The organism is Streptomyces thermovulgaris (genome assembly GCF_002155915.1).
GTDB lineage: Bacteria > Actinomycetota > Actinomycetes > Streptomycetales > Streptomycetaceae > Streptomyces > Streptomyces thermovulgaris.
Window position 1 is genome coordinate 20170 of the sequence record NZ_MUME01000045.1, and the last position, 9592, is coordinate 29761.

11 protein-coding genes are annotated in these 9592 nt (G+C 72.1%); 7 read left to right on the forward strand and 4 right to left on the reverse strand.

The features are described from left to right. Positions 1 to 40 precede the first annotated feature (40 nt). Complete coding sequence (locus CCN35_RS05275) at positions 41 to 1564, reverse strand: TldD/PmbA family protein (protein ID WP_067390698.1); 1524 nt, start codon at positions 1562 to 1564, stop codon at positions 41 to 43. Between the two features lie 149 nt (positions 1565 to 1713). Next, complete coding sequence (locus CCN35_RS05280) at positions 1714 to 1932, reverse strand: DUF397 domain-containing protein (protein ID WP_086791671.1); 219 nt, start codon at positions 1930 to 1932, stop codon at positions 1714 to 1716. 663 nt (positions 1933 to 2595) lie between these two features. On the opposite strand from CCN35_RS05280, the gene CCN35_RS29225 reads away from it, so the two are divergent. From CCN35_RS29225 to fabI, 3 genes are all read left to right on the forward strand, one after another. After that, entirely contained in the window at positions 2596 to 2757 is a 162-nt protein-coding gene (locus CCN35_RS29225) for a hypothetical protein (protein ID WP_236560558.1), read from the forward strand. A 247-nt stretch (positions 2758 to 3004) separates the two neighbouring features. Further along, positions 3005 to 3724 carry a 3-oxoacyl-[acyl-carrier-protein] reductase gene (gene fabG, locus CCN35_RS05290; protein WP_067390707.1) on the forward strand — a complete coding sequence of 240 codons (720 nt, stop codon included), beginning with the start codon at positions 3005 to 3007 and terminating at the stop codon, positions 3722 to 3724. A gap of 5 nt (positions 3725 to 3729) precedes the next feature. Further along, complete coding sequence (fabI, locus tag CCN35_RS05295) at positions 3730 to 4497, forward strand: enoyl-ACP reductase FabI (protein WP_067390710.1); 768 nt, start codon at positions 3730 to 3732, stop codon at positions 4495 to 4497. A 124-nt stretch (positions 4498 to 4621) separates the two neighbouring features. Here fabI and CCN35_RS05300 read toward each other — a convergent pair whose 3' ends face one another. After that, positions 4622 to 5317: a FadR/GntR family transcriptional regulator gene (locus CCN35_RS05300; protein ID WP_067390713.1), complete on the reverse strand. Its 696-nt coding sequence runs from the start codon at positions 5315 to 5317 to the stop codon at positions 4622 to 4624. A 163-nt stretch (positions 5318 to 5480) separates the two neighbouring features. On the opposite strand from CCN35_RS05300, the gene CCN35_RS05305 reads away from it, so the two are divergent. The 4 genes from CCN35_RS05305 (at position 5481) to CCN35_RS05320 (ending at position 8094) form a co-directional block, all read left to right on the forward strand. Continuing rightward, positions 5481 to 6815 (forward strand): CynX/NimT family MFS transporter, encoded by a 1335-nt coding sequence (locus CCN35_RS05305; RefSeq protein WP_079129580.1) that lies wholly within the window; start codon positions 5481 to 5483, stop codon positions 6813 to 6815. A 50-nt stretch (positions 6816 to 6865) separates the two neighbouring features. Continuing rightward, positions 6866 to 6985 (forward strand): SGM_5486 family transporter-associated protein, encoded by a 120-nt coding sequence (locus CCN35_RS29940; RefSeq protein ID WP_086791673.1) that lies wholly within the window; start codon positions 6866 to 6868, stop codon positions 6983 to 6985. A gap of 262 nt (positions 6986 to 7247) precedes the next feature. Continuing rightward, a complete protein-coding gene (locus CCN35_RS05315) occupies positions 7248 to 7457 on the forward strand; it encodes a hypothetical protein (RefSeq protein WP_067390716.1) in 210 nt (69 codons plus the stop codon). A gap of 118 nt (positions 7458 to 7575) precedes the next feature. Continuing rightward, positions 7576 to 8094: a SixA phosphatase family protein gene (locus CCN35_RS05320; protein ID WP_067390719.1), complete on the forward strand. Its 519-nt coding sequence runs from the start codon at positions 7576 to 7578 to the stop codon at positions 8092 to 8094. Positions 8095 to 8191: 97 nt separating this feature from the next. Here the strand turns inward: CCN35_RS05320 and serB are convergent, their stop codons facing one another. Continuing rightward, positions 8192 to 9400 carry a phosphoserine phosphatase SerB gene (gene serB / locus CCN35_RS05325; protein WP_067390722.1) on the reverse strand — a complete coding sequence of 403 codons (1209 nt, stop codon included), beginning with the start codon at positions 9398 to 9400 and terminating at the stop codon, positions 8192 to 8194. Positions 9401 to 9592: the final 192 nt, after the last annotated feature.

The following is a 9592-nucleotide window of genomic DNA, read 5'->3' on the forward strand; positions in this document are numbered from 1 at the left end:
GGGTGCCCTCCGGTCCCCCGGCCGTTTCCGAGGCGGACGTTCATCGGCCGGCCTCCTGGGCGGTGTTGAGGACGTTGACACCCCTGAAGAGGGCCGACGGGCAGCCGTGGGAGACGGCCGCGATCTGTCCGGGCTGGGCCTTGCCGCAGTTGAAGGCGCCCCCGAGGACATAGGTCTGCGGGCCGCCCACGGCCGTCATGGAGCCCCAGAAGTCGGTGGTGTTCGCCTGGTAGGCGACGTCCCGCAGCTGCCCGGCCAGCCGCCCGTTCTCGATCCGGAAGAACCGCTGCCCGGTGAACTGGAAGTTGTACCGCTGCATGTCGATGGACCAGGACCGGTCCCCGACGATGTAGATCCCCCGGTCGACGCCGCCGATGAGGTCCTCGGTCGACAGCCCGGCCGGATCCGGCTGGAGCGACACGTTCGCCATGCGCTGCACGGGCACATGCCCGGGGGAGTCGGCGAACGCGCACCCGTTCGACCGCTCGAACCCGGTCAGCTTCGCGATCCTGCGGTCCAGTTGGTAGCCGACCAGGATCCCGTTCCGGATCAGGTCCCAGGACTGGGCCTCCACGCCCTCGTCGTCGTAGCCGATGGTCGCGAGGCCGTGCTCGGCGGTGCGGTCACCGGTGACGTTCATCAGCTCGGAGCCGTACTTCAGCTTGCCGAGCTGGTCGAAGGTGGCGAAGGAGGTGCCGGCGTAGGCGGCCTCGTAGCCCAGCGCCCGGTCCAGCTCGGTGGCGTGCCCGATGGACTCGTGGATGGTCAGCCACAGATTGGAGGGGTCGATGACCAGGTCGTAGACGCCCGCCTCGACGCTCGGCGCCCGCATCTTCTCGGCGAGCAGCTCGGGGATCTGCTCCAGCTCGCCGTCCCAGTCCCAGCCGGTCCCGGTCAGGTACTCCCAGCCGCGCCCGACGGGCGGGGCCAGCGTCCGCATGGAGTCGAACTCCCCGCTGGAGTCGTCCACCGACACGGCGGTCAGCTCCGGATGCAGCCGCACCCGCTGCTGGGTCGTCACGGTCCCCGCGGTGTCGGCATAGAACTTGTTCTCGTGCACGGTGAGCAGCGAGGCGTCGACATGGTCGACCCCGTCGGCGGCGAGCAGCCGCGCACTCCACTCCGCGAGCAGCCCGGTCTTCTCCTCGTCGGGCACGGAGAAGGGGTCGATCTCGTACGACGACACCCAGGTCTTCTCGGCGTGCACCGGCTCGTCGGCCAGCTCCACCCGCTCGTCGGACCCGGAGGCCCGGATCACCTCGGCGGACAGCTTGGCCATCGCCACGGCCTGCGAGGCGACCTGCGCGGCCGCGTCCAGGCTCAGGTCCACCCCGGAGGCGAACCCCCACGCCCCGTTGTGCACGACCCGCACCGCGTAGCCCAGGTCGGTGGTGTCCGACGACCCGGCCAGTCGTGCGTCCCTCAGCCGCCAGGCCGCACTGCGCACCCGCTCGAACCGGAAGTCCGCGTGCTCGGCGCCGAGCGCACGCGCGCGTGCCAGCGCGGCGTCGGCCAGGGGGCGCAGGGGCAGGTCCAGGAATGACTGATCGACTTCATGGGGCACGAACGGCTTCCCTTCGCTCCGGCCGGTGGTTACGTCCTGCTTGCGCGGTTCGGCGCAAGAGTGAAGTGAAGCACGTCTCCCCCCGCCGTACGGCGAGAAACGGACCGGGCACGGCACCGTGCCGCCGGCACCCCTTCGCCCGGACCGGCTCAGAGGCCCCCGGCCGCGACTCCCTCGCAGAACGCGGCCCGCCCCGACGCGGTGGACCGCAGCGGCTCCCGGCCGGGGTCCCTGGAGTCCCGCACGACCCGTCCACCGCCGGGCAGTTCGGCGATTTCGCCGCAGTCGTGCTCGCCCGCGCCCGCACTCGGCTCGCGCCAAGTGACGCCGGTGAGGCCGAAGTCGTAAAGCTCTGCCTCGCGGTTCACTTGCGGCTTCTCTCTTCCGGCTGGGCGATGAGTGCCAACGTGTCGTCCATCGAAAGCACCGCAGCGCCGATGCGTTCGAAGCGTCCGCGAGGACGCGGACGTCGTCCGCCCCGCCACACAGGCCGCGCCGATCAGATTCTCCGACGGCGAACTCACCCACGCCGTACAGCCGGTGCTCTCCGAGCCGTGCGGCAACGCGGTCCGGGCCTGCGGCGACTTCGTCCCGCTCGTGGCGGAGCCGGAGCCGGTGACCGCGGACTCCGGGAACCGCCCTCTGCGGCGGGGTCTTTGCCCCCACCGCCGCCCGGGTCCGCCTCCACGACCCGCGCCGCGACCTCCGGCCGCGCTCCACGGGCGTACGACTCGACGATCCGTACGCCGGGTCGGGGCGCGGGCCGGCGCTCGTCGAACTGCTCGCCCCGGACCGGCAGGTGGCCGAGACCCCCGTGGGCGAACGGATCCGCTGCCGCGCCCCGCTCCCGGGGAGCCGGGCACTCCCGTGCGGGGATCGCTCGGAAGCCGGGCGTACCGGGTGCTCGCGGCAGAACGTACTGCAGGGGGAGCGCACAGCAGTGGATCAGTGGAGAGCGGCGGGCCGGCAAGGAGCCCTTTCCCGCACCCGGAGGTGCGGCCGGCCGCTCACCCGTGTGGCGGTGGGGCGAGGTGAACGCCCGGCTCGCCGGCATCGGTGAGGGGGACGGCGTGCATGTCCCGACGGGGGAGGAGGCTCTGCGGATCGACCGGCTGCCGCCGTACGGCCTTCCTGCCGGCGCCCCCGGTCCGGTCGGGCTTCTGCTCGTCGAGCGAGAGGGCGACGACCGGTGATCCGCGTGGACTCCCCGGCCCTGCTCACGCTGCCGGCAGGCCGGCCCGACCGCTCACGCTCCCGGAGCGGAGGACTGGCTCCGGGCGGCGACTGTAGGAACCCGACAGGAGCAAGGAGGCGCCACTGTCGGTGCCGGATTGCCCTTCGACGTGGTCGGACCGATAGGTTTTCGGTGAAGCCGCCTGCCGTCCGGGTGCCCGGGCGGTTGTCGGAACGCTGAGAGACCGCTATCGAAAGGGTGATCCGTTGAGCCGCTCGGTTCTCGTCACAGGAGGCAACCGGGGCATCGGCCTCGCCATCGCCCGCGCGTTCGCCGAAGCCGGCGACAAGGTCGCGATCACATACCGGTCGGGGGAGCCGCCGGCCGAGCTCAAGGAACTGGGCTGCCTGGCCGTCAAGTGCGACATCACCGACCCCGAGCAGGTGGAGCGGGCCTACAAGGAGATCGAGACCGAGCACGGCCCCGTCGAGGTTCTCGTCGCCAACGCCGGGATCACCAGGGACCAGCTCCTGATGCGCATGTCCGAGGAGGACTTCACCTCGGTCGTCGACACCAACCTCACCGGCACCTTCCGTGTCGTCAAGCGCGCCAACCGCGGCATGCTGCGGGCCAGGAAGGGCCGTGTCGTCCTGATCTCCTCGGTGGTCGGTCTGCTCGGATCGGCGGGGCAGGCCAACTACGCCGCCTCCAAGGCCGCCCTGGTCGGCTTCGCGCGTTCCCTCGCCCGTGAGCTGGGCTCGCGCAACATCACCTTCAATGTCGTCGCCCCCGGCTTCGTCGACACCGACATGACCCGGGCGCTCTCGGAGGAGCAGCGCAAGGAGATCCTGGAGAAGGTGCCGCTCGGCCGGTACGCGCAGCCGGAGGAGATCGCCGCCACGGTGCGGTTCCTCGCCTCGGACGACGCCTCGTACATCACTGGAGCCGTCATCCCCGTTGACGGCGGACTGGGAATGGGTCACTGATCAACATGAGCGGAATTCTCGAGGGCAAGCGCGTCCTGATCACCGGTGTGCTGATGGAGTCCTCCATCGCCTTCCACGCGGCCAAGCTGGCCCAGGAGCAGGGCGCCGAGATCATCCTCACCGCCTACCCGCGGCCCACGCTGACCGAGCGCATCGCCAAGAAGCTGCCGAGGCCCACCAAGGTCATCGAGCTCGACGTCACCAACGACGAGCACCTGGGCCGCCTGGCCGACGTCGTCGGCGAGGAGCTCGGCGGTCTCGACGGCGTCGTGCACTCCATCGGCTTCGCCCCGCAGGACGCCCTCGGCGGCAACTTCCTCAACACGCCGTTCGAGTCGGTCGCCACCGCCATGCACGTCTCGGCGTACTCCCTGAAGTCGCTGACCATGGCCTGCCTGCCGCTGATGCAGAACGGCGGCTCGGTGGTCGGCCTCACCTTCGACGCGCAGTACGCCTGGCCGCAGTACGACTGGATGGGCCCGGCCAAGGCCGCCCTGGAGGCCGTCAACCGCTACCTGGCCCGCGACCTGGGCAAGCAGAACATCCGCTGCAACCTCATCTCGGCGGGCCCGATCGGCTCCATGGCCGCCAAGTCCATCCCGGGCTTCAACGAGCTGGCCTCCGTGTGGGACACCCGTGCCCCCCTGGAGTGGGACCTGAAGGACCCCGAGCCGGCCGGCCGCGGCATCGTCGCCCTGCTGAGCGACTGGTTCCCGAAGACCACCGGCGAGATCATCCACGTGGACGGCGGTCTGCACGCCATGGGGGCGTGACCGCGGCCACCCGGCCCGACCCGATGCGGCGCAGAGCCCGTACCCTTCCGGGGTGCGGGCTCTGCGCCGTCGGGGCCCCGGCCGTCCGGAGGACCGTGGCCGGGGGCGACGAGGACCCGGACCGTCAGCGGCCGGCGGCGGACGGGCCGAACCGGCCGGGACGGCACAGCAGCGGATAGCTCGCGGCCTCGGCGGCGGCCGTCTCGGCGTCGCCCGCGCGAAGGGCGTCGAGCAGCCGGGTGTGGTCCATGTACGTCTCCGGGGCGAGGCTCGGGCCGACGTCCGCGCGCAGCCAGTCGCGCAGCACCTCGCCGAGATCCGCGTACAGCGCGATCATCACGTCGTTGCGGGAGGCGGACACCACCGCCAGGTGGAAGGAGGTGTCCGCGGTCACGAACGCCTCCGCGTCCCCGGACTGCCAGGCCTCCTCGCGCCGCAGCAGCTGCGCGTGCAGCTGCTTGAGGTCCTGCTCGGTGCGCCGTTCGGCGGCCAGCCGTGCCGCGGCCGACTCCAGCGCGGAACGCAGTTCGGCGATGTGCCGCGGATCGGCCTCGGCGAACCGGCGCTGCATCACCCCCGCCAGCTCGCTGGTCGCCACGACATAGGTGCCGGAGCCCTGGCGGATGTCCAGCAGGCCGTTGTGGGCGAGCGCCCGGACCGCCTCGCGGACGGTGTTGCGGGCGACGCCGAACTGCTCCACCAGCTCCGGCTCCGTCGGGATGCGGGAGCCGACCGGCCACTCGCCCGAGGTGATCCGGTGGCGCAGCGCGGCGATGACTTGTTCGGACAGCGCCGATCGGCGCGGAAGGTTCAGTGACATGCCACACCTTCGCACGGGCACCCGGAGGCAGCTGTCCGCGGCGAGGACGGCTCAGGACCGGCCGGGACGGCCCGGACGACCGGGACGGCCGGGGTGAACAGGCCGGCCGGGGGCGACCAGGAACGACCGGGACAACACGGACGGCAATTCATCCCATGATTCTATGATGGAGCCCATGCCGAGCGAGAAAACCCGGACCATGCCCTCGTCGACCGGACGGGTCAAGGCCGCGACCACCGCCCTGTGGAAAGTCCGGGACACCTCCCGGCGCACCTGGACGACGCGCCTGGTCGTCATCGGCATCGTGCTGTCCGCGCTGAACCTCCGCCCCGCCATCACCAGCCTCGGCGCGCTCCTGGAGGAGGTCCGCGCCGGACTCGGCATGAGCGGCGCCGTGGCCGGCCTGCTCACCTCCATGCCCTCGCTGTGCTTCGCCGTCTTCGGCGTCACGGCCCCCCGGCTGGCCCGCCGCTTCGGGCCCGCCGCGGTGATGTGCGCGGGCATGGCCGCCATCGCCGCAGGACTGGCCGTACGGCCCTACGTGGGCAGCACGGCCGCCTTCCTGGCCGCCAGCGCGCTCGCGCTGATGGGCATAGCCGTCAGCAACGTCCTGATGCCGGTCATCGTCAAACGCTGGTTCCCCGACCGGATCGGCACCATGACCGGCCTGTACTCGATGGCCCTCGCCCTGGGCACCTCGGCCGCCGCGGCGGTGACCGTGCCCCTGGCCGGGGCGCTGGGCCACAGCTGGCAGTCGGGACTCTCGGCGTGGGCGCTGCTCGCCGCGGTGGCCGTGCTGCCGTGGCTGCCCCTGCTGCGGGACCGGGGAGCCGAACCCGCGGCGGCGGCACCGGTCCGCACCGCCCCCGCACGGAAGGAGACGGCCCCCGCGCCGGAGGCACCGGCGCCGGCCCTGCGGATCACCCGGAGCCCCACGGCCTGGGCCCTGGCCGTCTTCTTCGGACTGCAGTCCACCGCCGCCTACATCACGATGGGCTGGATCGCGCAGATCTTCCGGGACGCGGGCGTCCCCGCCGGGACGGCCGGGCTGCTGCTCGCGATCACGATGGTGATGGGCGTGCCGCTGGCCTTCGTCATCCCGCGCCTGGCCACCCGGCTGCCCCGGCAGGGCCCGATCGTGCTGGTGCTCGGCGCCTGCGGCCTGGCCGGTTACGCCGGTCTGTACGTCGCACCGGCCGCCGGGGCCTGGGCCTGGGCCCTGCTCCTCGGCCTCGCCAACTGCGCCTTCCCGCTCGCGCTCACCATGGTCGGCATGCGGGCCAGGACCGCCCGGGGCGTGGCCCAGCTGTCCGCGTTCGCCCAGAGCACCGGCTACCTGATCTCGATCCCGGGACCGGTGCTGGTGGGCGTGCTGTACCAGAGCAGCGGGGGCTGGGAGCTGCCGCTCGCCCTCATGATCGGCCTGATGGTCCCGCAGATGGCGATGGGCTGGCTGGCCGGCCGCAACCGCACGGTGGAGGACGAGACGGCCCGCTGAGGCGGGCTTTGAAAGCCGTGTCCCGGACGGAAGGTGCGAGACTGGGGCACATGCAGCCTGTACTCGACCCGGACCCGAAGGACGGCCACAAGAAGCTGCTGCTCGTGTGCAGCGCGTTCCTCGCCGTCTTCGTGCTCATCGCCGTTGTCGCGGCCCTGGCGGCGCCCTGACGGCCGCGCCGGGCACGGTGCGCCATGACCGGGCGCAGCCCTGCCGCCCGGGAACCGGCGGACCCGCGAAGCGGCCCGGCCACCAGGGGAGTCGGGGTGCCGGCGGGCCGGAGGTGGGGACAACCCCCCTGTCCCCTAGGGGGTGAGGGTCAGGGTCAAGTGGGTGGATCACCGGATGGGGCGGGGCACGCGGATTCCGTAGCGTCGAGAGCGACCGAGAAGAGAGGCGGTCCACGGACCTCGAAGACCAACGGAGGCGCCCATGTCGGCCCGTACGCGCACCCGGCCCCGCCCGGCGACCACGGACGGCGTCGACACCCGGCTGCCGTGGTGGGCCCTCGCCCTGCCCGTGCTGGCGTTCGTCGCGCTGCTCGCCCTGGTGCTGAACCCGGCGGACGCCCACGCGGCCACCACCGACACCCCCGCGACCGTCCAGCTCCTTCGGCTCCTCCAGGAACTGCTCGCCCGGTGACGCCCGCACCACCGTGCCCGGGCGCCCCCGCAAGCGGCCCCGCGCCGTCCGCGGCAGCCGGGAATCCGCATGTCAACTCCCTGCGCCTCGTGTTCTGTTTCATGCGAAGCTGGGTGCCATGAGCGTCGCAGAACCCCGCAGGATCGCCCTCTTCCGGCACGCGAAGGCCGACTGGCCACCGGTGGCCGACCACGAACGACCGCTCTCCGAGCGGGGCCGTCAGGACGCCCCGGTCGCCGGCCGCAAGCTCGCCGACACCGGCATCTCCTTCGACATGGCCCTGTGCTCGACCGCGACCCGCACCCGTGAGACCTGGAAGCTCGCGGTCCACGCATTGCCGCAGCGACCGAAGACCGTCTACGAGGAGCGGATCTACGAAGCCTCACCCGGTGAGCTGATCACCCTGCTCAACGAGACACCGGACGACGTACGGAACCTGATCCTCGTCGGCCACAACCCGGGCATCCACGGCCTGGCCGAGGTGCTGTGCGGTTCGGCCGAGGGCGACGCCCGTGAGCGGATGAACCGTCGTGGTTTTCCCGCCGCGGCGTTCGCCCTGGTGTCCTTCGACGGCTCCTGGAAGGCCCTGGAGCCGGGCGTGGCCACGCTGCTCGACTACTGGGCGCCGTCGGAGTAGTCCGGCGTCGCGCGCAAGAGGCGGCCGGGCACCCGCGGGTGCCCGACCGCCTCCCGCGGACGTGTCCCGCGCGGGCACGGCGGGAGCCGCGTGCTGCTCAGCCCCCCACCTGCGCGTCCGCCGCCTCGACCTCTTCCCGGGTGATCCCGAGCAGATACAGCACCGTGTCGAGGAACGGCACGTTCACCGCCGTGTGCGCCGCCTCCCGCACCACCGGCTTGGCGTTGAAGGCGACCCCCAGACCGGCCGCGTTCAGCATGTCCAGGTCGTTGGCGCCGTCACCGATCGCGACCGTCTGCGACAGCGGAACGCCCGCCTCGGCGGCGAACCGGCGCAGCAGCCGTGCCTTGCCCGCCCGGTCGACGATCTCGCCGGTGACCCGGCCCGTGAGCTTCCCGTCGACGATCTCCAGCGTGTTGGCCTGCGCGAAGTCCAGCCCGAGCCGCTCCTTCAGATCGTCGGTGACCTGGGTGAAGCCGCCCGAGACGATCCCCACCTGGTAGCCGAGCCGCTTGAGCGTACGAATCAGGGTGCGCGCGCCCGGAGTCAGCCGCACCTCGCTGCGCACCTTCTCCACCACCGAGGCGTCCAGCCCCGCCAGCAGGGCCACCCGTGCGTGCAGCGACTCCTCGAAGTCCAGCTCGCCGCGCATCGCGGCCGCCGTCACCTCGGCGACCTTGTCCTCGCAGCCGGCGTGCCGGGCGAAGAGCTCGATCACCTCGTCCTGGATGAGCGTGGAGTCCACGTCCATCACCACCAGCCGCTGCGCCCGCCGGTGCAGACCCGTGCTGACGACCGCCACATCGACACCGAGTGCCGCCGCCTCCGTGGCCAGAGCGGTGCGCAGCGGCTCCGTCTCCACGCCGGACACCGCGAACTCCACCGCGGTCACCGGGTACTTGGCCAGCCGGAAGATACGGTCGATGTTGCCGCCGGACGCGGTGATCCGTGCGGCGATCCGGGCGGTGGCCGCCGCGGTGAGCGGATGGCCGAGCACGGTGACCAGAGAGCGCCCGAGACCACGCGGACGGTTGTCGCCCCGGCCGGAGATGATCTCCGCCTGCATCTTCATCGACTCGGCCCAGCTGTGCACGGTGGCCCGCAGATCGCCCTCGAGCCCGGCGGCCGGCTGGGTGACGAGCGCGCACAGCACCATGCGGCCCCGGGTGACGACCTGCTCGATGTCGACCACGTCGACGGAGTAGGCGGCGAGAGTGTCGAAGAGTCCGGCGGTGATGCCCGGCCTGTCCTTCCCGAAGATCTTGACGAGAAGGGTGGGATCGTCGGTGGTCTGCGAAGCGCTCATGGTGTTTCCACGGTATCCGGCACCCAGTGCCGCCCGCTTCCCAGGTCCGACAAGTGGACAAGCGGACGATCTCATTGCCGCGGGGGCCGAGGGGGCTGGGAAGGCCGGGGAGGCTGCGGAGGCCGAGGAGGCCGCGGCGGAAGCGTCGGCGGCGGGGGCGGCGGACCGTCGCCCGGCCGCTTGTCCGCACGC